The organism is Chryseobacterium polytrichastri (assembly GCF_900142445.1).
In the GTDB taxonomy this organism is placed as follows: domain Bacteria; phylum Bacteroidota; class Bacteroidia; order Flavobacteriales; family Weeksellaceae; genus Chryseobacterium; species Chryseobacterium polytrichastri.
Map to the genome: position 1 here is coordinate 1 of NZ_FRAV01000012.1, position 25,489 is coordinate 25,489.

Annotated in this window: 24 protein-coding genes; 15 read left to right on the forward strand and 9 right to left on the reverse strand. The window is 31.2% G+C overall.

Annotation, left to right across the window (positions count from 1 at the left end; translation table 11 throughout):
• The 9 genes from BUB80_RS09090 to BUB80_RS09130 all read left to right on the forward strand — a co-directional run.
• The coding region (locus tag BUB80_RS09090; protein ID WP_175549585.1) for an N-acetylmuramoyl-L-alanine amidase at positions 1 to 1,416 on the forward strand (1,416 nt) is incomplete at its 5' end.
• Between the two features lie 6 nt (positions 1,417 to 1,422).
• Positions 1,423 to 2,304 (forward strand): hypothetical protein, encoded by an 882-nt coding sequence (locus BUB80_RS09095; RefSeq protein ID WP_073292618.1) that lies wholly within the window; start codon positions 1,423 to 1,425, stop codon positions 2,302 to 2,304.
• Between the two features lie 183 nt (positions 2,305 to 2,487).
• Positions 2,488 to 3,135 carry a hypothetical protein gene (locus tag BUB80_RS09100; protein WP_073292619.1) on the forward strand — a complete coding sequence of 216 codons (648 nt, stop codon included), beginning with the start codon at positions 2,488 to 2,490 and terminating at the stop codon, positions 3,133 to 3,135.
• 80 nt (positions 3,136 to 3,215) lie between these two features.
• Positions 3,216 to 3,575: a hypothetical protein gene (locus BUB80_RS09105; protein ID WP_073292620.1), complete on the forward strand. Its 360-nt coding sequence runs from the start codon at positions 3,216 to 3,218 to the stop codon at positions 3,573 to 3,575.
• Complete coding sequence (locus BUB80_RS09110) at positions 3,572 to 4,621, forward strand: SH3 domain-containing protein (protein ID WP_073292621.1); 1,050 nt, start codon at positions 3,572 to 3,574, stop codon at positions 4,619 to 4,621. Before BUB80_RS09105 ends, BUB80_RS09110 begins: the two co-directional genes overlap by 4 nt.
• A 5-nt stretch (positions 4,622 to 4,626) precedes the next feature.
• Positions 4,627 to 5,427, forward strand: a complete 801-nt coding sequence (locus BUB80_RS09115; protein ID WP_073292622.1) for a hypothetical protein — start codon at positions 4,627 to 4,629, stop codon at positions 5,425 to 5,427.
• 127 nt (positions 5,428 to 5,554) lie between these two features.
• Entirely contained in the window at positions 5,555 to 6,241 is a 687-nt protein-coding gene (locus BUB80_RS09120; RefSeq protein ID WP_175549587.1) for an SH3 domain-containing protein, read from the forward strand.
• 116 nt (positions 6,242 to 6,357) lie between these two features.
• Complete coding sequence (locus tag BUB80_RS09125; RefSeq protein ID WP_175549588.1) at positions 6,358 to 7,428, forward strand: SH3 domain-containing protein; 1,071 nt, start codon at positions 6,358 to 6,360, stop codon at positions 7,426 to 7,428.
• A gap of 336 nt (positions 7,429 to 7,764) precedes the next feature.
• On the forward strand, positions 7,765 to 8,907 hold the full coding sequence (locus tag BUB80_RS09130) for a 1-acyl-sn-glycerol-3-phosphate acyltransferase (RefSeq protein WP_073292625.1): 1,143 nt from the start codon (positions 7,765 to 7,767) through the stop codon (positions 8,905 to 8,907).
• Positions 8,908 to 8,993: 86 nt separating this feature from the next.
• On the opposite strand, the gene BUB80_RS09135 is transcribed toward BUB80_RS09130, so the two are convergent.
• The 7 genes from BUB80_RS09135 to BUB80_RS09165 form a co-directional block, all read right to left on the reverse strand.
• Positions 8,994 to 9,506: a hypothetical protein gene (locus BUB80_RS09135; protein ID WP_073292626.1), complete on the reverse strand. Its 513-nt coding sequence runs from the start codon at positions 9,504 to 9,506 to the stop codon at positions 8,994 to 8,996.
• A gap of 202 nt (positions 9,507 to 9,708) precedes the next feature.
• On the reverse strand, positions 9,709 to 11,595 hold the full coding sequence (locus BUB80_RS09140) for a DUF3472 domain-containing protein (RefSeq protein WP_073292627.1): 1,887 nt from the start codon (positions 11,593 to 11,595) through the stop codon (positions 9,709 to 9,711).
• Between the two features lie 570 nt (positions 11,596 to 12,165).
• Entirely contained in the window at positions 12,166 to 13,332 is a 1,167-nt protein-coding gene (locus BUB80_RS09145; protein ID WP_073292628.1) for an aspartyl protease family protein, read from the reverse strand.
• A gap of 126 nt (positions 13,333 to 13,458) precedes the next feature.
• Positions 13,459 to 14,400: a hypothetical protein gene (locus tag BUB80_RS09150; protein ID WP_073292629.1), complete on the reverse strand. Its 942-nt coding sequence runs from the start codon at positions 14,398 to 14,400 to the stop codon at positions 13,459 to 13,461.
• Positions 14,401 to 14,566: 166 nt separating this feature from the next.
• Positions 14,567 to 15,604 carry a peptidylprolyl isomerase gene (locus BUB80_RS09155; RefSeq protein ID WP_228433754.1) on the reverse strand — a complete coding sequence of 346 codons (1,038 nt, stop codon included), beginning with the start codon at positions 15,602 to 15,604 and terminating at the stop codon, positions 14,567 to 14,569.
• 78 nt (positions 15,605 to 15,682) lie between these two features.
• On the reverse strand, positions 15,683 to 16,192 hold the full coding sequence (locus tag BUB80_RS09160; protein WP_073292631.1) for an FKBP-type peptidyl-prolyl cis-trans isomerase: 510 nt from the start codon (positions 16,190 to 16,192) through the stop codon (positions 15,683 to 15,685).
• Between the two features lie 668 nt (positions 16,193 to 16,860).
• Positions 16,861 to 17,934 carry a branched-chain amino acid aminotransferase gene (locus BUB80_RS09165; RefSeq protein WP_073292632.1) on the reverse strand — a complete coding sequence of 358 codons (1,074 nt, stop codon included), beginning with the start codon at positions 17,932 to 17,934 and terminating at the stop codon, positions 16,861 to 16,863.
• 84 nt (positions 17,935 to 18,018) lie between these two features.
• Here BUB80_RS09165 and mnmD point away from each other — a divergent pair, with 84 nt between their 5' ends.
• The 3 genes from mnmD to BUB80_RS09180 all read left to right on the forward strand — a co-directional run bounded on the left by mnmD (position 18,019) and on the right by BUB80_RS09180 (position 19,804).
• Positions 18,019 to 18,693, forward strand: a complete 675-nt coding sequence (gene mnmD, locus BUB80_RS09170; RefSeq protein WP_073292721.1) for a tRNA (5-methylaminomethyl-2-thiouridine)(34)-methyltransferase MnmC2 — start codon at positions 18,019 to 18,021, stop codon at positions 18,691 to 18,693.
• Positions 18,694 to 18,825: 132 nt separating this feature from the next.
• On the forward strand, positions 18,826 to 19,242 hold the full coding sequence (locus tag BUB80_RS09175) for an NUDIX domain-containing protein (RefSeq protein WP_073292633.1): 417 nt from the start codon (positions 18,826 to 18,828) through the stop codon (positions 19,240 to 19,242).
• A 145-nt stretch (positions 19,243 to 19,387) separates the two neighbouring features.
• The gene (locus tag BUB80_RS09180) at positions 19,388 to 19,804 is read left to right on the forward strand and encodes an NUDIX domain-containing protein (RefSeq protein WP_073292634.1); all 417 of its coding nucleotides are present in this window, start codon (positions 19,388 to 19,390) and stop codon (positions 19,802 to 19,804) included.
• A 19-nt stretch (positions 19,805 to 19,823) separates the two neighbouring features.
• On the opposite strand, the gene BUB80_RS09185 is transcribed toward BUB80_RS09180, so the two are convergent.
• Positions 19,824 to 20,528, reverse strand: coding sequence for a DUF4294 domain-containing protein (locus BUB80_RS09185; RefSeq protein WP_073292635.1), 705 nt, complete (start codon positions 20,526 to 20,528; stop codon positions 19,824 to 19,826).
• Positions 20,529 to 20,579: 51 nt separating this feature from the next.
• Here BUB80_RS09185 and chrP point away from each other — a divergent pair, with 51 nt between their 5' ends.
• From chrP to BUB80_RS09200, 3 genes are all read left to right on the forward strand, one after another.
• Positions 20,580 to 21,656 carry a chryseobasin maturation metalloprotease ChrP gene (gene chrP / locus BUB80_RS09190; protein WP_073292636.1) on the forward strand — a complete coding sequence of 359 codons (1,077 nt, stop codon included), beginning with the start codon at positions 20,580 to 20,582 and terminating at the stop codon, positions 21,654 to 21,656.
• A gap of 108 nt (positions 21,657 to 21,764) precedes the next feature.
• Positions 21,765 to 22,415, forward strand: coding sequence for a ribulose-phosphate 3-epimerase (gene rpe, locus BUB80_RS09195; protein WP_073292637.1), 651 nt, complete (start codon positions 21,765 to 21,767; stop codon positions 22,413 to 22,415).
• A gap of 423 nt (positions 22,416 to 22,838) precedes the next feature.
• The gene (locus BUB80_RS09200; RefSeq protein ID WP_073292638.1) at positions 22,839 to 24,683 is read left to right on the forward strand and encodes an alpha-L-fucosidase; all 1,845 of its coding nucleotides are present in this window, start codon (positions 22,839 to 22,841) and stop codon (positions 24,681 to 24,683) included.
• A gap of 91 nt (positions 24,684 to 24,774) precedes the next feature.
• On the opposite strand, the gene BUB80_RS09205 is transcribed toward BUB80_RS09200, so the two are convergent.
• Positions 24,775 to 25,191, reverse strand: coding sequence for a nucleoside-diphosphate kinase (locus tag BUB80_RS09205; RefSeq protein WP_073292639.1), 417 nt, complete (start codon positions 25,189 to 25,191; stop codon positions 24,775 to 24,777).
• Between the last annotated feature and the right edge of the window lie 298 nt (positions 25,192 to 25,489).

Sequence of the window (25,489 nt, forward strand, 5' to 3'; positions counted from 1 at the left end):
CTTTATATCTCTACCAAATCTCCAATTATCAATGTAGATATAGAGGAAAAACCAAAAGTTCTGGATAACGGAAGAAGTCCGTGGAAGATGGAGAAAAGTGAGGTGGGGAAAGCTAGTTCTACTTGTATTTGCCAAGAACAGTATAAAGATTTAATTTGGGGAGCAAAAGTAAGTTGTGAGTTTAGGAAGAAAGTGGTTGAGATTTGTAAAGATTTATGGGGGGAAAGTCGAAAAATGGAAATGGCAAATAATTTAATGGCTGTTTTCGCTTGGGAAAGTGCGGGCACTTTTAAGCCAGATGCTCCTAATCAAACAAATTCAGGTGGTACAGGGTTAATTCAATTCATGCCAACAACAGCAAAAGCTCTTTTAGGAAAAGAAGTTACCGTTGAAACAGTAAAGAATTACTACGGAAAAAAATATAATAAAGAAACAAAGAAAAAAGAAGATTGGAATTTAAAAAGAGTAAAAGAATTTGCTGATATGACAGCTATTCAACAATTAGATTATGTAAAAAAACATTTTGAACCTTTAAGAGGAAAAAATGTTGAATTCATTGATTTTTATTTACAAGTCTTGTTTCCTGCATCATCTGGATTACCAGAGCATGTTGTTTTTGCTGATAGTTTACAAAAATTAGACAGACCCTTCGAAAGTGAAAAATTGAGAAAAAAAAGAGTTTCTGCCTATACAAACAATAAAGGAATGGACATTGTTAAAGATGGTAAATTAATGAAATCTGAAATCAAAACCTCTGTTCAAAAATACATAACTGAAGGTCTTCAATATAGAAAAATTGAAAAATGTGAAAATGAGATAGAAAATAAGCCTTCTAATATAACGGGAAAATGCACTGAAGGAAATGTAGTTGATGGATTTATTGAAAATCATCTAATAACTAAGAATAAGATTGAGAGTTGCAATAAAAGTTTAATGACAAGGAAAACGGAAATTATTGTTTTGCATAGAACAGCTGGTGGTAAGGCATCTGGCACATTAAGTCATATGGAAAAGGCTGGCTATGGTGCACATTTTGTAATTGATTATGATGGAACAGTTTATCAAACTATTGGCCTTAATAAAAGAGGATCACATATGGGAGTAGCACAATTTCAATCAACAAAAAATGCTGGATGGGGTAATAATAATAGTATCGGTATTGAAACCTCTGGATACTCTTTTGATAAAGATGGGAATAAAAGGATTGGGCCTAAATATGATAAAATACCACACCATCATTGGGAACCAGTTACTGATGCTCAAGCAAAATCTGTAGCTTGTTTATTGAAATTTTTACTTAATAATTTTAATTTAACAATTGATAATGTAAAAGTTCATGAAAAGCTTTGTAGTAAAGAACCCAAAGAAGGTCAAGATGTTTATGATGCAATGTTATCTTATTTTAATACTAAATAATTAATAATGAAAAATATTATAATTTTTATTCTGTTAATACAATTTTTTTCATGCTCAACAGGGGAAAAAAATGAAAAGACAAAGATAGAATCCAAAATAATAAAAAATAGCGAAAATATTATTGTCAAAAATATTAAAAAGACATGTTATAAAAATATCAACACTAATATTTATGACTATTTATTGTGTTCTCGTTGGTTAATAAATGAAAATGATATTAAAGAAATCCTTTCTAATGGTAAAAAAAATGAAAACTCAGAAATAATAAATTTAATATCTCCCGCCGTGGATTCTTGGACATCTGCAGATGTTAATATTAATAATAAATCTTACAAAGTTGAAATAAATGCGATGTCTTACTACTATCTTACAGACAATAAAGGATCTCGTGAATTATATACATTTCCAATAGAAAATGAAAAAAATATACAAAAATATTTTATCCGAAAGCTTTCTGAAGATGATGATGATAGTTATGACAAAAAAATATTAAATACAAAAAGAGAGCTAAATACAAAAAGCATTAATATTTCGGAATGGAAAGGCGTATACACTTTCGATAATAATAATTATGATCAACTTTACAAAAAGTATAATCTTAAACTAGATTCCGAAAAAATAACTTTTTATGAAGGTGATCTGCCTGCTTGTGAAATATATTGTCTACCATACATTAATGACAACCAATTATATCTATATTATGATGGTGAAATGACAAAATGTTCAGGATATGATACAAGAATGATAGATACATTAAAAGATGGAGATTTATTGTTTAAAATTATTAAAAAAAATAGTGAAAAATATATTCAATCATCACTATTAAAATATTGGGATGAAAAAACTACTCAGTTTAAACAAAATGTCCCTATAAAATTGACAAAATAAACGATCACTCATAGTGTGTTTCAAAATAAAGATTGGCAAGAACTAAAAAAGAATAATTAAATGGGAATAAGGGCATTAATATTATTATTTTAGTTAATAGGCTTCTAAAAAAAGTACAAAAAATACTTATGATCTTTTAATTATTATCTAAAAGACTATTAATGGATTTTAAAGAAATAAAGAATGATAAATAAGATCTTAATAATTTCATGTTCAACTATATTGTTTTCATGCAATGAAAATACTCGTAAAAAAAATATAGTGTTGCCAAAAAATAAGGAAAACACTGAAAATAGTAATATAAAAAATAATCTACCTTATAGTTCTGAACAAGTAAAAAAAATCTATAGATATGATAAAGAGACCTCAGAATACAGCATTAATATAAACGAAAAGGATTTATTAGAATTTAATCAAAATGAGGTGGGACTACCTATCAAGGAAAATGATTTTGATATTAATCCAAAAGCTAATACAAAATATTTTAATATTGAAACATTCAATTTTCCTAATAAAGCTTATTGTAAACTAATTACATACAATACTTATGGTGAAAATGACATTAATATTGTAAACATACAACTTAACAGTTATAAAAATGATAAATTAATTGATCAGTTATTGCTTGATTGTAGATTTACTTTTGAAATTGAATATTACAGAACATTTGTAATAAATAAAGATAAAACAATAAAACTTACTAAATATTCTGTTAATAATATTGAAATTAATGAAAATGGAGATATTATAGGTAAAAAGACAAAACCAGAAATTACCGAAACTGTTCTTAATTATAAAATTGACAATAATGGCAAATTTATTAAATTATAAAAATAATTTCATTACATACTTTTTTGGAATTTTTGTTGCATGCTTTTTAATTTCTTCCTGCAAAGAAAATAACAATAAAAATGTTCAAAATTTTGTTCAAAAAAATAAATATTCCTCAAAAATATCAAGGTGATTTTGAAGTATCTGCTGAAACTGAATCAACGACAACGGGAATGGCTTCCATCACATATTATTTTCATATTAATGATAAAGAAGCTTTTTTAGAAACAAATACTTATCATGAACCAATTAGATGTAATGGAAAATATTTAGCAAAAGAAAAAGACAATATGTTAGAGCTATATTTTAATGGGAAAGAAGCTAATTGCTCATCTGATTATCCCAATTTTATAATTAAGATAGTAAACAATAAATATTTCATACAAGGTGTAGGAAATGAAGCAAGGTCAATAGAATGGGTGAAAATTAAGAAAAAATGAAAAAACACCTTCTAATATTTTTCTGGATACTATTTTCATGTCAAGAGGGAAAAAAAGATCTTGATAATACGCTGGATAATAAATCTATCATGAATAATGAAGAAAGACTAATCGATAGAATCACTATAGATAATACGATCTTTAAAAAAGATGATATTGATCTTAAAAAATATCAATATGAAGGTCATTATATTGAAGATTTAAAAATTAAAGATCTTCTTGATAAAAACTATAGAAATAATTTCATCAAGTATCTAAAAGATATTAAAACAGAAGATGATGAATTTAAATCCTCCTTACTTTCTCAGCTATTACTTATTAGAATTGTTCAATTATCCGATAGCAATGCTTTCTATATTTTATCAGAAGTATCTAAAAATGAACTTATTTCTTATAATGGAATTGAGCTTTATGAAAGTACTCTTATTGAAGTTTTTTTGGAAAATCCATTTTTTTTCATTCAACAAAGTGTAAAGTATAACGACTCATCGTTGGTGGATTATGCTATTAAGATGTTTGAACAATACCTTATTGATCAAGATTTTTTAGATATGAATTTAGGATATATAAAAAATTCCGCAGATAAAAAATTGTTATTATTAGATCCCAAAAATCAATCGACATTAGGATATATTCCTTTAGTTAAAAAATTAGAGACGATGCCAAAAATTCAGATACAACTAGGTCCTTCATTCTATACAAATTTTAAAACACAGGAAAAAAAGTTCACAGATATTTCACCCATTTTAGGAGAGAACTTATTAAATAAACTTAATTCATCAGAGAAAAATTTTTATGCTAAAAATATATATTCAATTATATCAAAATATATAATTGAAAATAATTCCACTCCTAATTATAGCATCCAAGATCCGGATGGCTATACCAATCTCAGAAAAGACAAAAATGCCTCCTCAGAAATCTTACAACAAATAAAGTCGGGAGAATTGATTGATGTATTAGAAAATCAAGGAGATTGGTGGTTGGTGAAAACTAATGAAGGAAAGCAAGGATATGTTCATAAAAATAGAGTGAAAGCAAATTAGCAACTATGAAAAATTTCATAAGTCTTTATCTCTTAGCATTATTATCATTTTTGGATTGCAAAAAAACTGATTCCAAAACTAAAGATTATAATAGGGGAATAGTTAAAAATGATTTTTTTCAGAAAGTAAAAGACACCACCCTTTTTATAAATTCTTCAGAAGGAGAAAATGTTAAAGTATTAATAAATACAAAAACTCAGGATTCAATTATTGAAAGTGAAATATTGGGAGAAACAGGAAAGTCTACTTATAAATTCACTTTTAATAAAACTTTAAAAAATGGAGAATGTACAACATATAGATATTCAGAACCTATTTATGTAAACTCAAATCCCAAAATCAACATTGAGAAAAAAGAAAATTTATCATCTTCTAAAGAATCATCAAATAGATTAACTAATATTTTTAATAGCTATCTTAAAGTTTTTCTTTATCAGAAAAACACATATAAAAGTTCAAATAACAAATGGTTAGGTAAATACTCATTAGTTATAAATAAGAATGATGAAGATTGGCGAGATATACATGAAATTCATTTAAATATTTCTAAAGATTCTATTACATATCTAGCAAAAGGATTTCAATTATACCAATATTATTTACTATCCCCTATTAAAAAAGATAACTCTATAAAACTTAAATATGTAAAGTCTTTAGACAATACAGAAAGTTGGGCACTAAACAAAACCAAAGATTTCGGCACATTAATTTTTGATGGTCAAAACTATATATGGTCCTGCCCTTACATTGACATTAATTTTTCAAACGGAAAAAACAAAAAATATACTTTAAGAAAAATACAATGATAAATTAGCTATGAACCTACAATCATATTTAAAATGGCTTTACATTTTATCCTTTCTTTTCAATATAAGCTGTAATGGGCAGAAAAAAGAAAGTCCTACTTTAAGCACAAAACAAGTGAAAGATAAGATGGAAAAAATAAAATTCACAGATATGTTTAATGAAGGGACAAACATAAAATTTACCCCTGATGATTTAAATAAAACAGATTCTGAAATTGAAAATTTCAAAAAAAAGTTAATGTTATATAATGAGCAACATCCATTAATTGAAGATTTTGATATTTCAAATTTATCTTATTTACTAAACAACGAAACTTTCTTCGATCTCCAACATTATACCAATAGTAGTTGGCTTCAATATTTTATCACTAAATACAAAATTGAAGGTTCAAAATTAAATGATTTAATGCAACAAGCAATTCAACAAGAAGATTATAATGCAGTAAAAATATTACTTAATAACAATTATATTGTTTCACAAAAGGACTTAAACACACTTGCAAAAACTGAAAAAGAAATCAAAGATAAAGTACAAGAAAATAAAACAGATGGCTACGAAAGCTACATAATATCAAATTCTAAAATAAATTTAATTTCTAACGAAATAAATAAAAAACTTTATTCTTATAAAGTTTCTGATCCAGATGGCTATACTAATCTCAGAAAAGATAAAAATACTTCCTCAGAAATCTTACAACAAATAAAATCAGGAGAATCAATTGATGTATTAGAAAATCAAGGAGATTGGTGGTTGGTGAAAACAAGTGAAGGAAAGCAAGGATATGTTCATAAAAGTAGAGTGAAAGTAAATTAGTAGATCTAAAATAACACAAATGAAAATCAACCATGAACTTACAATTATATTTAAAATGGATTTACATCTTGATTATGATAATTACAATATCATGTAATAAACAAAAAAACAATAAAATGGAAGAGTTAATTTCAGCTCCATATAATATAGTTAATGAAGGTGATGGTAAAAAATTCAACTATGATTCTCTCTCAACTCATATTATTACCCAAGGGCTTAAAAGTTTACAGCAATTCAATTATAAATTTCCAGAAAAAGAAGTCTTTAATAGTAGAATTAAGGACGTTTTTAGTATTGATGTCACCAAATATAAAAATGATATTGTTGCATTGAGGATTTCTGATTTTCCTGAAATTGCAATAAAAAATCAAAATTATATTTTAATTCAAGATAGTGATTCTGATAATGAATTTTATATAAATCAAAATATCTTATATTATTACAACAAATATATTTTTAATAAAGATAATCTTTCACTGAATCTTTTAAAAATGCAAGCCCCTTATCTTATAAAGGATTTAGTTGTTCATTATGGATATAATAAAGATAAAGATTTAATGAAATTTGTTTTTAAAGATTTTCCTTTTGATAATGCAATCAGCTTTCATGATCTAATTTTCAGTAAAGGTATTAATAATCAGTTTATACTTAGAAAAGGAGTATTAGATGATATAGAGAATATTGTATATGAAGGAAAAACGCAAGAATTAATGTCTGAAGCTAAAGAAGGGACTGGATATAGTTCTCTTGGAGATATATTAGAAATGATTATGAAAAAGCCTAATGAATACTTTGAAAGCGAGCAAAGTATTGCTTTTTTATGTGAGAAATCACTAAATATTGCCGACCTTGGTACTGTTCAAAGCTTTCTACATAAATACCTTACAATTAAGAATAAATTAGAAAAAAATAATTATTACAATTTCGAAAGATTAAAATTATTCACTGAAAACCTTAGCATTTTTGATAAAGATACAAACAATACTGTTTCAAAATCATTTATAATCCAAGATCCAGACGGTTATACCAATCTCAGAAAAGATAAAAACGCCTCATCAGAAATTTTACAAAAAATAAAGTCAGGAGAATCAATTGATGTACTAGAAAATCAAGGAGATTGGTGGTTGGTGAAAACAAATGAAGGAAAGCAAGGATATGTTCATAAAAGCAGAGTAAAAGCAAATTAACCAATCTTTACATAACAAAATGAAAAATTGAATTAAACTCAAATATAAAATAAACCAGAATTTTTCCCGTTTTTGCCACAAAAACAAAGGCAATAAACTATAAAATATCCATATACAAAGTATCAAAGTTAATATATGCTTTAAAAATGTGGTAGCTAAATACATGCATTTTGAAATTTTGAAGCATAAAAACGATTAATATACTTTTTGTAAACCTGCATAAATAGGGAATAAATTACTTTTGAAATTCAGATTAGCAATATACTTTCAAAAACATTCAGGTGCCTTCAATAAATTTTTGTTCTTTTGCAAATAGTTTTAATTTTAAATAATTACATGTCGAAGTTCGATGAAATCAGGCCTTTTTACGATAATGAAGTCAATGACGCATTACGTGGAATAGCTCGTGATCCTATGATGAAAGCCTTAATGAGCTTTACTTTTCCTGATGTTGGAAGACAGGTTTGGTTGAGTAAATTTAAAAACACACACTCTATCAGTGATTTTCAGAGCAATTTTATCTCCTATACCATTCGTAAAATCCTTGAAAAGAGCTCTGAAGGTTTAACGATCTCAGGATTCGATCAATTGGATAAGAATACACCCTATCTTTTCGTTTCGAATCATAGAGATATTGTTTTGGACACCTCTCTTCTTAATCTGGTTCTGCTAGAGCAAGGTCACATTATGACTTCGTCAGCCATTGGTGATAATCTTGTTCAGAAATCATTTTTACATGTACTGGCTAAACTGAACCGTAATTTCTTAGTGCAAAGAGGATTACCTCTTCGTGAGCAACTAAAGAGCTCACAACTCATGTCTGAATATATTGATCAGCTTTTACATCACGAAAAACGCTCAGTATGGATCGCACAGCGTGAAGGCAGAACTAAAGATGGAAATGATGCTACGCAGCAGGGTGTTTTAAAAATGCTTGCAATGTCTGCAGGAGATTTGTCATTGATTGATTACTTTAAAAGCCTGAAAATTGTTCCGATATCTATTTCTTACGAATATGATCCTACCGATATGCTAAAGATGCCACAGCTTCTTGCAAAGCACAGAGATGAGGAATATATTAAAGACAAGGATGAAGACTTTACAACCATGCTAAGTGGAGTCTTGGGACAAAAGAAACGAATTCACATCAATGCAGGTAAAGTATTAGATACTGAACTGGATGATATTGCCACAAAGTTTGATAATAAAAATAAACAGTTGCAGGCAATTGCCCAGATTATTGATGATTCTATCATACAGAATTATAAACTTTGGCCTACCAAATATATAGCCTACGACTTGCTTCATAACTCGAATACGTATGCCGAGCAATACACAGAAAAGGAAAAGCAATTATTTATGAGAAGACTTGATATGCGCCTCGATTTATCTGATGCCGTTTCGAAAGAATATTTTTTGGCGATGTATGCGAACCCTTTAATTAATAAAATTAAATTTGAAAACAATCTTTCTGTTTAGCAGTCAATTAAAACTCTTATTTAATTCATTGATTTAAATAGAATATACACATAAAATCCCAACTTTTTAGTTGGGATTTATTTATTTTAATAATGTTCTTTACTATACATTTTTATTCTTTTTCTATACTTAAAATTATAAATGAACATTTTACATGAATGAATAAATCCTCCTGACTTCCAATTAATGTCAAACTTTTTTCCATCCTTAGCATACATCGGCATTGCTATTTTCGAATGAAACATCGGCTGATTATCTTTAATTGTCTCGAAAAATTCTTTATCTAAGCTAGATTTCCTATAATATTGAATTTCAATAATTGTATGAAACTTTTTCGCTTTAAAAATATAAAAATTAATATCATAAAGATCAGCATACTCTTTTTCTAACATTTCAGTGGCCAAGTTTAAATCTAGAAGAGCACTTTGCTTATTAGCATTTCCACCATCTTTCTTATGGTATTGAAAATCAGAATCTTTAATCTCAGAAAGTATAAATAAATAATTATCAGATATTTTATTCCAACAATGTATTTCCGCCAACTTTAACAGATTAGCAAGAGACTGTTCGATATCCGTATTTAAGATTTTATGAGCCATTGATTAATAAACCAAAGATAAATAATTACTTAATGACTAGGGGAAAATATTTAAAAGAATGGGGCAGCACGGAAATGATAAAAGCAAATATGAATCAAATTACTGATTGATCTCATTGATTTTGCTTGCCATGCTTATATAAGAATATACAAACCCGCCCTGTAAAACAAGACGGGTTTATACTTTTAAAGTCAAAGAAGCCTTATTGCACCGTAAACTTCCCTGAAATAGTTTGGGTAGTACTTTTAGCATTATAAAAATAGACTCCGCTTCTTAAACCTGAAGTAGATACTGATGCCTTCCCTCCTCTTACGTTTTGAGAGTTGATAGTTAATCCTTCAATATTCACAATTTTCAATTCATAAGAATCTTGTTCTGGAAGATTGATATACAAATTTTCTCCCTGTTTTACAGGATTGGGATATACCGTAGATAGTTGATTGTTCTCTGTTAAAACATTGGTTGTTTCCTTCATAGCATTCCCAGAAACAGCTTCAAGCACCCATTGATGATTCACGCCTGCAGCTCCGTTCATATCCTGATCCCAAATATTGATATTGGTCCCTGCAGTTTGTGAATTGGCCGGATTATCCATCGCTTTCATATTCGACAGTGCAGTTCCAATAACAATCGTGTTTGAAGTATAAGGTCTCAATACCCATTGCTGGTTATTGCCGCCATGTTTAGAATACTGAACCAAGCTTGTTCCATTTGTAACATTAGAAGCAGGAACATCAATCGCCAAGCCGGATGCACGGTTAATGATGATATAGTTATTTCCAGTTTTTTCTAATTTCCACTGTTGTTCCAAATTGCTGTTTAATGGTTGCTGAACCATTTTTGTATTCACTGCACTACTGTAATTGGCCGGAGTAATATATTGTCCGCTTCCTACACATTTAATTCTATAAAAAGCATTAGGATCAACAGTTACAGGTTGTACGATATTGCTTACCATTAAAGAATTATATCCAAAATTAGAAGTCTGTTTAAAGATATCTTCAAGTACCACGCTTACATAATATTTTCCGGGTTGAGAATTAGCAGGAAGTGGCACTGATGCACTTCTTTGATCGGGACGAATTCCTGTCACCACCGCAACAGGCGTATATCCACTTCCCCAACTGGCTTCCGTGTATAGAGAAACTTTGTAAGAAAGCTGTGGGCTTGTTGTTTCTGAACTTGCCCAAGACACATTCATCGAATTATTGCCTGCATTGTAAGAAGGTGTTACTGTAGTTACCGTAATCGGTAAAGCGGTACTAGGTTTTGTACCATCTTGTGTAATACTATTGAAAGTTACAGAACTCCCTACAGGAGCCGGAGTTGTTCCGCAAGACGTTACTTTGATAGCGGTATTGTTAAATGCTGTTTCTGCACCCCAAGAACCTGTTCCTGCCGCTGCAGTATATCTTGCGGGCTTTGACCAGTTTCCTTGTGCATTCATGCTCCAGAAGTTCCTGAAATAACCGCAACGGGTAGCTTTGCTTGCCGTCGCATTCCAATTCTCTACAAAACTTCCAAGTTTTGTTCCGGTAAATTTAGCATCATTTTCAGGAGTAATAATCGTTACATAATGTTTCCATTTTTGGGTCCCATAGTTGTACATGAAAAATCCTATTCTGGTTTTCCCATCACCGGTTGACCATCTTCTTACAACCGTTGCATACCAAGTTCCTGGCGTCCATGGCATTGGGTTATCGGTATGAAGACCTGTTCCCTCACCACCAAAACCATCCACATAAGTATTCGGAGCAACATATTCTGTAGTACATTGCGGAACATTAGAATCCTGAAGATCCCACATAGAGAAAATATTGTTATAAATTTCGTTAGGTTTATACTGAATTCCAGCATATCCGCCTCTCGGACCTAAAGAGAAATTGAGGGTAGAATAATACGTATTTACTTTTTTGCAGGTATTATCTGCCATCGCTTCCGAATACCAGAGCTCTCCGGAATTAGCCATGTCAAAACCTTCAAGGTAAGGCCCCCAACTTGGGCATGAAGCCGTTTGCGCTTTCATTGTTTGTAAAGAACTTACTGCCAAAAAAAGCAGTAGAAACAAGGTGTTAAATTTACTTTTCATTGTGTACTATTTTTGTGGTTAGCTCCTATGAAATTAAGAATATTTTAACATACTTTATGTTAAATAATTGAATATTTTTAAAGCTAAAATAAGTCAGGGGAATTAGGTGATTCATCTCAGAACGGTTTTAATTGATTTCTCGCTGATGAAGCTGATTACACCGATCAGTATTAAGACTGAACATTATATTTTAATCTAGATATTATGTAAGAAATACCTATTGACTACTTTTTGGTTCGTTTATGTTAAGATATAGAAACAACATTCACTTTGGTCATTCCGCAGGAATCTAAATACAGTAATTCAGCGTGATAAGCCAGAATCATATACTAACAAACTTAATGAAAATTACGCTTAATCAGTTTATTATAGATCCTTCGTGAACTACATTCGTAAACCTTCAGTTTATGCTCAGGATGACATCGCTAATACTACGTGTTTGGTTACAGGAGAATAATTTGTCTGCATTGTTTTGGGCAGAGTTGAATAGTTTCAAATCTGAAATAGTATCACCAAACAAGAACCTCTTTCAAATTGAAAAGAGGTCTATGGTTTTAAGTTTAAAAGATTTTATAATGATTTCAAATACTCTTTTTTATCGAGTTTAAAATCAAGGATCTTGCCTTCTCTTTTTACCTTTATCTCAATGGTTTTGTAGTCCTTCTCTACTCTATTGATCATATAATGGCAAGCAGATTCTTCATTCAGATGATCAAGATCTACATTATTAATGCTTAGAATAGCATCACCAATCTGAATAGGCAAACCACTGTCTTTAAAGACAAACACCACCACAGGTTTCGTATCAATGAAACGATAGCCAAAGCCGAAAGATTCAAATTTTGGTGGGCTTTTTTTGATGTGCTTCATGTAGATCTTATTATTTTTCCAATCCATGATGAAGATAAAATCTTTGAAAAAATCATTCCCGATCAGGCTTGTATTTCCGGTCATCACCATTTCGTTTGGAAAGGCTTTATCTCCTATGACCAATTCATCTGTCCTGAAAATATACCCGGAAACAGGTTTTCCGGCCCCAAATGCGCCAACAGAATTCGTTCCGAAGGTTTCTACTACTTGTGTTACTTTTTTAGGATTATAATAGCTGTCTGCGATTTTCAGTTTTCCTGTGAATCCTGTATCGAAAGTCAATTCTATTTTTTTATCTAATATTTTAGCAATTACGGTTGGCGTTTTCTGCGTTTTTGCATCAAATGGAATAACCGTTTCATAACTTTTCAAATCAAAATTTGCCAAATCGTTGGTTGTTTCAATAGAATTTTCTGAGTAATTGATTCTCCAAAACAGTTTTGCCATTTGGTTCGCACCTAAAATACCATCAATTTTAAAACAACCCAATTCTCCATTAAAATCCATCACAATCGCTCCGATATTTTTGAAAACTACATTGTCTACCGTCATTTCAGGCAGCTGTGTGAAGATTTGTTCGTGCTTATTTTTCTGTGAATCTTTTACTTTGCTTGAATGCTTTTTTTCAAGATTTAGTTCGTTGTAAATCGCTGTAGAAATCACAGTTGGTGCCCCGGAATCAAACAGGAAATTATACATCTTTCCATTGATATGAACTTTTACCAAAGGAAGATCCGCTGTATAGGTTAAATTGATTTTCTCAACCGGATTTTTTAATTGAACCTCTCCATCTTCAAAGAATCTTTTGCCTTGCCCCGAAATGAGGGCTACACAGAATAGGAAAACGAGTTGAGAAATCTTTTGCATTGATCTTATTTTGGGCTAAAGTAGGGAAAATTTAGTGTTTCATTGAAATATAAAAATACTCTTGTTAAATAATTTATAAATTAGTTTTGCTTGTTTTTAAATAACATTTTTATATTATTAATATTTTCACATAGGTTTTTTACCTAATTTTTCCATATATTTTCTTATTAGCTCCTCCCAATTTTCCTTATGTACAAATCTTTTTTCGTGTAATTTTTGATTTAACACAGTCTGTTTATTATTGATAATATTATTTTCAAAATTTTTCTTTGTAAAAACATAAGTTGCATTATCTGAATACATTGTTTCTAATATTACAATATCTAAGTCAGAAAAGCAAAAAACAATATATCCAAGGAAGCCATTTGGTCCTTTACCACGTATATCAGGCTTATATGACTTTAATATTTGTAATCTCTTTTGTACCGCTTGTTGTTTTTGCTCATTTTTATTAAACCTCTTACTTATCTCTATTAATTCATCAAAATTGTTTTGATCGTCTAATGTTCCTGATGGTAAAATTAATTCATCAAATTTTGTATTAAAATGAATTGCAGGGTTTAAATCTTTATCATATATCTCAAAATAATTGAAAATTTCACAAAAAACATTTGCTATATGTGTTAGCCTCATAGTATCTTTCTTATCATAGTTTAATTTTTCTGATATAAACAACTTTTCTCCATGCAGATTTAAATTAAAAAATAATTTTGATTTAAATTGATGTAGCAAAACCTTTTTATAAACTTCATATTTTCTATCATATTTTATTCTAACCCTATCTTTTTTTCTTACATAATCAATTCTTTTCATTATTACCTCAAACTCCTCAGGAACCTTTCTTACATACTTTCCATTAAGATTAGCTTTTGTAACTGAACCTTTTGCACTTGGCATTACATTAATAGAGTTATTAGGAAATGTTTTAGGCAAATTATATTTGTCTAATAATGAACTTTTCTGATATTCATCGAAAGGAAGTCCAAAATAAAAATTTTCATTCTCATTTAAAAAAAATTTCAAGTAATTATCAATGTTCCTGATTCTTTTAGAGTACGATTTTTCCATATTAACAGAGCTTTAAATATTATATTATAAATTATGGTGAAATTTATAAACATATACTCTCTACACCTTACGGGAATCCGTACTTCTACTTAATTTTCAAACACTTACCTGTATAAAACAAAAAAAGCCGCCCTTTCGGACGGCTTTCAATATCATAAAGCTTCAATTATGGAACTTTCACAAGCTCAACATCGAATACTAACCATGCGTTTGGTGGAATCACTCCTCCTGCTCCTCTTTCTCCATAACCCAATGTTGGTGGAATCAATAAAGTAGCAGTTTCACCTTGTTTCAATAATAGGATACCTTCATCCCATCCTTTGATTACTCTACCCATTCCGATTGGAATTTCGATTGGCTCATTTCTTTTGAATGAAGAATCAAACTCGGTTCCATCTACCAATTTTCCTGCATAATGTACAGAAATATTGTCACCCGATTTTGGAGCTTTTCCATCAGTCGTTTTAGTGATTTTGTAGTATAATCCTGATTCAGTTTTTTGCATTCCTGCCTGTAAATCCTCAACCATTTTCAACTGATTCGCTTTGAATTCTTCTTCTTTCTTCTTTCTGTCAGCCTCTTCTTTAGCAACATACGCTTTATTGTTTTCAGCGATCTTAGCCTTACCTTCAGTGAAAGTTTTTGCTGCATCGTAGTGCTTGTACTCGTCTCCTTTGCTGAAAATAGATACTTTTTCAAGTACAATATCAGTTTTAGGCTTATCCTGAGCTCCTTTATCTACATTAGCAATGGCATCAATAACATCGTTACCCTTTACTACTGCTCCGAAGATTGTGTGTTTTCCGTCTAACCAAGGCGTAGCTACTTCAGTAATGAAGAACTGAGAACCGTTGGTATTAGGTCCAGAATTCGCCATTGATAAAATACCTTTTCCTGTGTGGTGAAGATCATTTCTTTCGTCCTCGAATTTATATCCCGGATCTCCAGCTCCTGTTCCTTTAGGATCACCTCCCTGGATCATGAAATCTTTAATTACTCTGTGGAAAATAGTTCCGTCATAAAAAGGAACTCCTTTAGCCTTAGATTTGTTATCGATCTTTCCTTCTGCAAGACCAACAAAGTTAGCCACAGTTACAGGCGATTTTTTGTCTTCAAACTTTACAATAAGGTTTCCTTTAGTTGTTTGAAGATTAGCATAAAGTCCGTCTTTAAGCCCTTCGTAAGTTTCTTTGTCTACGTTCATTTTTTTATAAATTGGTGTACAACTCATCAGCGAGATACTAGCCGCTGCCAGAATTATATTCTTGTTAAACAATTTCATTTATAATGCTTTTAATTTTATGATCAATGGGATATCGTTATCTATTTTTTTCTCGTCTCCAAAGGTTCCATAAGCCAGTGCAGACGGCACCAAAAGGGTAACTTCTTCTCCATCATGTATAAAACGTAACGCATTTTCTACCGCTTTTAATTCATCAAAATGTCCAAATTTGGCATCTCTTCTTGCAACAGGTTCTTCATAGATCTTGGTATCATCAAAATCATACAGATCATAAGAGTAAGAAATAAGGGAATTATCTTGTCTTGCTTCTCTCTTATCAAAACCTTCGGCAGTTACCCAGTAATTAAGCTGTGTAGGATAAAATTTCACAGATTGCATCCCGATCCATTGCTGAATCTGGTTTCTTTCTATTGAATTAAGATTCTTCATTCTGTCTTTAGAGACATCCAGATCTTTTTTACTTAAAACTCCACCCACAGGAGGATGAGACTGTGTATTACTATGACAGCTCAACAGGCTTATTACTGATATGAAGAGTATTTTTTTCATAAACTTTTGCGAAAATACGCATTTCAGGAATCATTACAAAAACTTGAAGAAGATATTAAATAAAACTTTTTTATTTTTTCTTTGTTTTAAATTATTCAAATTTTAAAGAAGGTATGAATAGTTTCACTTTATATTGCAAGGATAAACAAAGATTAAAAAGTTTTTTAACGCAAAGATTTATTTTTAATTCTGTTATGTGTAAGGGAGCAAAGAATTGAATCAATCATATTGATTCTTATGAAGCTAGCTTAATCAGCGACTTTGTCGCAACTCTTTGCTTCCTAGAAACAAAACCTGTTTATCGTAAAACTTTGCGTTTAAAAATTAATTTTAAGGTTTACACCTTATTATCATCTGGAAGAATATAAACATAGTTAATAATAGAGGCTTCGCCTCCGCTCAGCCTGACAACGCTAATACTATTCACAATATTATCCACTGTCAGGCTGAGCGGAGGCGAAGCCTTCATTAAATATTTAAAAATTCTTGCACCTTAAACTTCAAAAAAACTAAGCACTTTTTGCTCCTTCGAGATTCACCAACAACATACATTAAAAGTTTAAACTAGCTTTTACATAACCATTATTAACACACTAAAAACAAGCACAAATAGAAAACAAAAAAAAGCCAAGAAAATCTTGGCTTTAGTATATTATATGGAGGTTGAATTAAACTGTTTCTAGAACATTTTTCTCAACCAATAATCTCCATCCGAAAGTATCCTCTGCATTGTTTGTCTGAATACTTACTAAATCATTTTTAAGGGTAGCTGCATAACTTTCATTATCAGAAAGTACAGGCAACTGTAGCTTTACTCCATTATAACCTAATGCTTGGAAAACAGTGGTTACAACTGCAGTTCCCACTCCCCAAACTTCTTTCAAAGTTCCGTTCTTTTGTGCTTCTACAACAGTCTTTACAGCAATTGGTTCAACCTTTACTTCAATTCCTCTTTTCTTAGCCAACTGAATGAAACTATCTCTTGTTACCCCATCTAAAATCTTCTCAGAAGTTGGCGGCGTATAGATTGTATCGTTAATTCTAACGAACACATTCATTGTTCCACTTTCTTCAAAATATTCGTGCGTAGCATCATCTGTCCAGATAATTTGCTCATATCCTTCTTCGATCGCCAACTGAGTCGGGTAAAAAGAAGCTGCATAGTTTCCTGCTGCTTTAGCAGAACCTACACCACCACTAGCCGCTCTTGAATAATGGTCTGAAATTTTTACAGAAACCGGTTCTGTATAGTAGCTTTTTGCAGGTGTTGCAACAATAGCGAACATATATTTGTTAGAAACTCTTGCTTTAAGAACTTCTTCTGTAGCGAAGATCAATGGTCTTAGATACAATGATGTTCCTTCTCCTGAAGGAATCCATCCTCTGTCTAAATCTACTAACGCTTTTAAACCATCCAGAAACATTTCTTCTGTAACTTCCGGCATTGCAAGACGTGTAGCTGATTTATTGATACGCTCAAAATTCTTTTCAGGCCTGAAAAGGAAAACCTGTCCATCCTTATCTTTATAGGCCTTCATACCTTCAAAGCAAGCCTGCCCGTAATTTACCCCCATCATAGCAGGCGTAAATAATAGCGGACCATAAGGAATTAATTTTACGTCACCCCATTTCCCATTCTCATACTCACAAATGATCATATGATCAATGAAAGTATCACCGAATGAAAAATTATTTGGGTCGAATGTAGAAATTCTTGAGTTTTCAGTTTTTTGAATTATCATTTCTAAAATTTTTTATGATGTTCTACAAATTTAACATAATTTTCTAAATATAAAAATTTTACGTTAAATTTGACAAAAAAAAGCTTGAAACGAGAAATTAAAACCACAAACGACGGTAGTAAAACTTTGTTTATCAACGATTTAAATGAAAACTACCATTCTCATCACGGAGCCCTGCAAGAAGCAGAACACGTGTTTATTAAAAACGGATTAAATTTAGTAAATGATTACGAAATTAATATTTTAGAACTCGGTTTTGGAACAGGTTTGAATGTTTTGGTTACAATTAATGAATATTTAAAAACTGACAAAAATCATATCATCAACTATTTTTCCCTCGAAAAGTATCCCATAAATGAATCAGAAATTGAAAGTTTAGCCTACTTTGAGCATTTTGATAACCCAGAATTAAAAGAAATTTATCAAAAAATTCATCAGGCAGAATGGGGAAAATCAGTTGAAATCATTAAAGGGTTTACTTTAAAAAAGATACAATGTGACTTCTTTGACCTGAAAGACATAGAGTTACCTAAAATTAATCTTGTTTACTACGACTGTTTCGGAGCGAGAGTTCAGCCTGATCTTTGGGAAATGCCATTATTTGAAATGGTTTCCAACAAAATGAGTATTAACGGCTTATTAACAACTTACTCTTCTAAAGGAAGCGTAAGACGAATTCTACAGGAGCTTAATTTTAAGGTAGAAAAAAAACAAGGCCCACCAGGGAAAAGAGAAATGATTAATGCGGTGAAACTGTAAACCAAGAACAGAAGTTAGAAGATGAAAGATTTACATCCTTATATATAGGAGTAAACTTCCTCCATCCATCTTCCAACTTCTCATCTATTTTTAATCAAATTTCCTTAATTTAGCTTTACAAATTATTATAATATGATAGATAAGATCAACGTTAGAGTGTACGCCTGTGCCGTTAAAGACAAAAAAGTTCTGACATTATTTGAAGAATACGTAGGTGAAGCTTTAATGAAATTTCCGGGAGGTGGCTTAGAATACGGAGAAGGGCTTATTGAATGTTTACACCGCGAGTTTGATGAAGAGCTCAATGTGAAAGTAGAAATCGTAGAACATCTTTATACCCAAGAAGATTTTCTGGTTTCGCGTTTCAGAAAAAACGAACAGCTGCTTACCATATATTATATCGTAAATATTACCAACGAAGAAGATTTCCTTATCATGGATCCATGCATCGAAAAAACAGAATGGGTTTCTATCGACAGACCAGACAATCCTTTTTCTTTGCCTATAGACAAAATAGTATTCGATAAACTAAAAGAAAAATACCTGTAAGTAATTACAGGTATTTTTTTTAGATATGTTAGTCATGAGAAAAAGTCATTAATAAAAAAAACTTACACATACTGAACACAATTGAAAACAAAAATCACCTAGGAAAGAGATAAAATATTTAATTTAGTTATCCAAATCATTAACTATGATAAATAAATTTAACATCAGAACTTATGCTTGTGTCATAAAGAAAAATTCGGTTTTAGGTCTATTTGAAAGATTTCGTGGAAATGTACTTTTAAAGTTCCCCGGAGGAGGTTTAGAATATGGCGAAGGTCTTATTGAATGTCTTACTCGAGAATTTGATGAAGAACTTAATGTAAAAATAGAGGTCACTGAACATTTATATACGCAGGAAAATTTAATCCCCTCTCATTTCCGAAATGATGAACAGCTTCTTACCATATACTATATAGCTAATATTTTAAATGAAGAAAATTTTAAAATACTTGATAGTGGTATCGAAAAAGCAGAATGGATCTCTATAAATACTGCCAATAATCCATTTTCATTACCATCTGATCAAATCGTATTCAATAAACTAAAAGAAAAATACCTGTAATCACTTACAGGTATTTTATTTATTTCGTTACTTTAAATGTGCTTGCTCCAGGATACGGCTGAAGGTAGCCGGAATTCCAATTGGATTGTAGAAGAGATTCTAAAAATTCGTCTGTTCTGTTTTTATGAGGATTGTATAGGTCTTTCAAATCTATATCTGCCATTTTACCTTTTAGATTCCACCAAAATGCGTTAAACCCTCCTCTTAATTCCTTAATAATTTCAAATACACTTTGGCCTGTTGCTCTGTTCATTAATTTTGCAAAAACCTGCCCTTCCGTTGTGGTAAGATCTCGCAGTTGCTTTTCATATTGATCAGCCAGCATACTCTGTCTGTCTCTCACATATTTTCTTTTCGCTTTACTATCCAAATCCGTCATTTCCTTTTGAATATCTCTATACTGCTGAAGTGCGGTTACAAATAAAGGATAAACTCTGTATAATTTTTTATTAAGAAAATAATAATAATTTTTATCTAGCTGATTATTGAATTTAGGTTTGTTCACTAATACCAACTCATCCATCGCTACTACCGTTTCACCGTTGATCTCATAGATCCTGGCTTTTTGACTTTCGTCGTAATAGTATTTGTTTCCAAATTCATCTACTTTCAATAGCTCTTGCGGATACTGACTCAAAGGCTTTGCAATCACGGAATCCTTTTGTCCGAAAACAAAGACGCCAAAAAAGAAAAGAAAAAGACAAACAATCTTACTAAAATTCATTATTTTTACAAGTATTATAACGAAAATTAAACGCAAAAATCATTCCTTTTTATGAAATTTGAGAAGAAATCTTTGAAATTTTTAGAAAAATACTTAAACACTTCATCACCAACCGGTTACGAACACAAAGGGCAAGAAGTCTGGATGGACTATATTAAACCTTATGTTGATAAAATTGAAGTAGATCATTACGGAACATGCTATGGGATAATTAATCCCCATGCCGAATTTAAAGTAGTGATTGAAGCACATGCTGATGAGATCTCTTGGTATGTAAATTACATCACCGATGACGGATTGATCTATGTAATCCGAAACGGAGGATCAGATCAAACGATTGCCCCTTCAAAAGTGGTACATATTCACGGAGAAAACGGAATTGTAAAAGGAGTTTTCGGATGGCCGGCCATTCACACAAGAGGAGCCAATCAGAACGAACCTATTCCTAAAATTGACAATATTTTTATCGACTGCGGGGCCGTTACTAAAAAAGAAGTTGAAGAAATGGGAGTCTATGTTGGGTGCATGATTACTTACCCTGACGAGTTCTTCGAAATGAATGACCGTTATTTTGTTTGTAGAGCTTTAGACAACAGAATTGGTGGTTTTATGATTGCGGAAGTAGCAAGACTTCTAAAAGAGAACAAAAAAACGATTCCTTTTGGATTATATATTACTAATTCTGTTCAGGAAGAAGTAGGTTTATATGGAGCTGATATGATTGCAGATACCATAAAGCCTAATATTGCTATCGTTACTGATGTTACCCATGACACAACGACTCCAATGATTGAAAAGAAAAAAGAAGGCGATCAGAAATGTGGTGACGGGCCTGTAGTTTTCTTTGCACCAAGTGTACATCATGTGATCAGAGAATTGATTATTGACACCGCAAAAACTAAAAAAATACCTTTCCAAAGAGCAGCAGCAAGCAGAGCTACAGGTACTGATACAGATGCTTTTGCACACTCTAACGGCGGAGTTCCAAGCGCATTAATTTCTTTACCTTTACGCTATATGCATACAACGGTAGAAATGGTTTCCAAAGAAGACGTAGCGAATGTCATTAAGTTGATCTACGAAACAATCTTGGAAATAAAACCTGAAATGAAGCTGAAATATCATTAAGATAAGACATTAGATATGAGACACTGGATATCAGACTAAATTGTTAAGTAAATTTTTAAATCTGAAATCTGATGTCTTGAATCTAAAATAAAAGTATAAAAAGTAAAAATGAAAACGAAGCTAATTGCTCCTTCCCTTTTATCTGCAGACTTTGGGAATCTGCAAAGAGACATTGAAATGCTGAACAATTCTCAAGCCGACTGGTTGCACGTGGATGTAATGGACGGTAGATTTGTACCCAACATTTCATTTGGTTTTCCTGTGATGAAAACAATTCAGCAGCATGCTAAGAAATTTGTAGACGTACATTTAATGATCGTGGAGCCTGAAAAGTATGTGGAAGAATTCATCAACCACGGTGCCGATCTTGTTTCTATTCATTACGAAGCGTGTACTCATCTTCACAGAACAATTCACCATATCCAAAATTTGGGAGCAAAAGCAGGAATTGTTTTAAACCCATCAACACCTGTTTTGATGCTGGAAGATATTATTGCAGATGTAGATCTTGTATTATTAATGAGTGTAAACCCAGGGTTTGGAGGACAAAAATTCATTGAAAACACTTACAAGAAGATTGCTGAAACTAAAGATATGATTCTAAGCAACAACTCTACTGCTCTTATTCAAATAGACGGAGGCGTAAATTTAGACAACGCTTCTAAACTTTTCGATGCCGGAGCAGATGTTTTAGTAGCAGGAAATGCAGTTTTCTCCACAGAAAATCCTGAAAGAACCATTGAGCTTTTAAAAATCTAAGTATTTTAAACGCTAAAAAAATAGAAAAGGGCAGCTCTTTATAGGGCTGCCTTTCTTCTTTCAGTAATTTGAACTTATGATGGTTATTAGTTTCTTTTTTAAGCCTTAGTGCTTAAATCCTTATGCTCCTAATGCTGATGTAAAGATCAGCATTAATTTCAAATAAAAAATCCGTAAAAACACTGAATTTTCATTACGTATTTTTACTTAATGAAAAATTTTAACGAAAAATATTTTCATTTCCACACCCCACACAACAAAACACAATCAACTGAATACAAACTTGTTAAAAATAGATAAATTTATATTTTTTCAAAAATTGACCTATTCTAAAAATTGATTTGCATTTAGCTTCATTATTACCAAAAAACAAGCCTATATTTTATTTCCTTTAATTATTTTTAACCCTTGAAAATTGTTACAATGAAACATAAAACCGCCAAGGCTTTCTCTTTAATATTAATGATCATAACATCTTCGTTTAATGCGCAAAATCAAGAACCTGAAACTAAAAAAATGGAATGGTTCCAGGATGCCAAACTGGGGATCTTTATTCATTGGGGAATTTATTCTGTAGACGGAATTTCAGAATCCTGGTCTTTTTTCAATAATTATATCAATCATGAAAATTATATGAAGCAGCTCAACGGGTTTTCTGCTTCACACTACAACCCTCAAGACTGGGTAAAATTAATTAAAGATTCAGGAGCAAAATATGCTGTGATCACCACAAAACACCACGACGGCGTTTCTCTTTGGGACTCTAAGGCTGAAAAAGCAATAACAATTTCTAAAAATTCATTGGCTCAAAAAGACGTCTTAACACCATTTGTTTCTGAGTTGAAAAAGTCAGGGCTGAAAACAGGGCTCTACTACTCTCTTCCCGATTGGAGCCATCCTTATTACGACAACAATACCAAAACAAAAAAGCGTTACGATATTAAACACGATTCTAAGCGTTGGGGAAATTTCATCAATTATTATCAAAGCCAGCTCAATGAGCTTTCTGATCAATTTAAGCCTGATCTTTTATGGTTTGATGGAGATTGGGAACATTCATCAGAGGAATGGCAAGCACCCAAAACTTTAGAAAATTTAAGAAAATACAATCCGAATATTATTATCAATTCAAGGTTAAATACCCATGGGGATTACGAAACTCCAGAACAGGGAATTCCGGTTGTTACCCCACAAAGTAAGTATTGGGAATTATGCTATACAATGAATGATTCTTGGGGATATCAACCCTTTGATAAGAATTACAAAACTCCAAATATGATTGTGAGAACATTCGCAGACGTTTTGAGCATGGGCGGAAATTTATTATTGGATATCGGTCCAAAATCAGACGGAACTATCCCTTCTGAACAAATTGAAATCTTAAAAAACCTAGGAAGATGGACATCAAAAAATAAAGAAGCCATCTATGGAACCACAAAAGGATTACCTTTTGAAAACTATAAAGGAAAATCTGCTCTGTCAAAAGATGGAAAAAAGTTATTTCTATATTTAGAAGAAGCAAAAGATTTCATAAAAATTGATGGTTTAAATTCAATACCCCAATCTGCAAAAATTATTGGAGATCATAATGCGAAAATAAATTTTAAAGCTGATAATTACGGAAATCTGATGGTAAATCTTTCAAATGTAAAATTTGATCAGGATGTAACAGTTATTGAATTGGACTTTAATGATAAAATAAACTTTTCAAATACCATCAAAAAAGATAAACCTTCTTTGGTTCAAATTTTGGAAAATCATAATTCTAAATTAACCACTTATCAAATTGCAGAAGAACTACATGACGGAAATAATATATTCAATACATCAGGATTAACAAGTGACGGACTTGACATGAAACTTCCAAAATCATCAAAAACCAACACTGAAACTATTAATTGGATCAGTAAAAATGCTGAAGCTCTTTTTGAAACGGAAAAAGGACTGCCAAACGGACATTATTCAGGAAACAGCGCACTTTCAAAAGACAAGCAAACGATTTACCTTTTCGTAGAAGGAACACCTAGCGGCCCTATTGCATTGAAAGGAATAAAAAATGGGATTGCGAGAATACGAATTGTTGGAGAGGGCTCAATGATTGATCATAAAATTTATAATAAATTATATTGGAGTGACAGACCCGGAATTATTTATATTGACATTCCAAAAGAAAGACTTGATAAGAGCATGACAATCATTGCAATACTACTCGACAAACCTATAGAATTATATCGGGAGAAAGTGGGTGCTATTGAAAATAATTTATAAATCTGCCATAAAACAGGACAACATGTCATGAAAAATAAAAAATCCAGAATTACTTCTGGATTTTTTTTTATCGTAAAAAAGAAAATTCTTATTAGAAAATCTCTCTTCCAGAAAAATGGAATTGAGCTTCGATAAGAGCATTCTCGTTAGAGTCTGAACCATGAACAGCATTCTCTCCGATGCTTCTTGCAAACATCTTTCTGATCGTTCCTTCTGCAGCTTCAGCTGGATTAGTAGCTCCGATTAAAGTTCTGAAATCTTCAACTGCATTGTCTTTTTCTAAAACAGCAGCAACAATTGGTCCTGAACTCATGAATTCTACCAATTCTCCGTAGAAAGGTCTTTCAGCGTGTACTTCGTAGAATTTTTTTGCATCAGCAACAGTAAGTTGAGTTAATTTCAAAGCTTTGATCTTAAAACCTCCTTCAGAAATTTTACCTAATATAGCACCGATATGTCCGTCTGCAACAGCATCAGGCTTAATCATAGTGAATGTAATGTTAGACATAAATGTATATTTTTTTTAATGCCGCAAAATTACAAAAAATATTTTTGATTTTAATTTTAATTTTTTTTTAACATAAAAATAACTTTTATTAAGATACATCAAAAAATGTTGGCACAGTAATTGTTTATTCTATTCCGATTCTCATGTTTAATTTGAGTTTTCATGGTTATTAGTTTTTACCCAGCTTCGGCTGGGTTTTTTATTTCCCCTATTTTCAGACAAGACTTATCATATTTATTACAAAAAAAATAATCGATTAAAAAATCTTTATCATTTAGCTTCTTTTTAAAGCAATGAG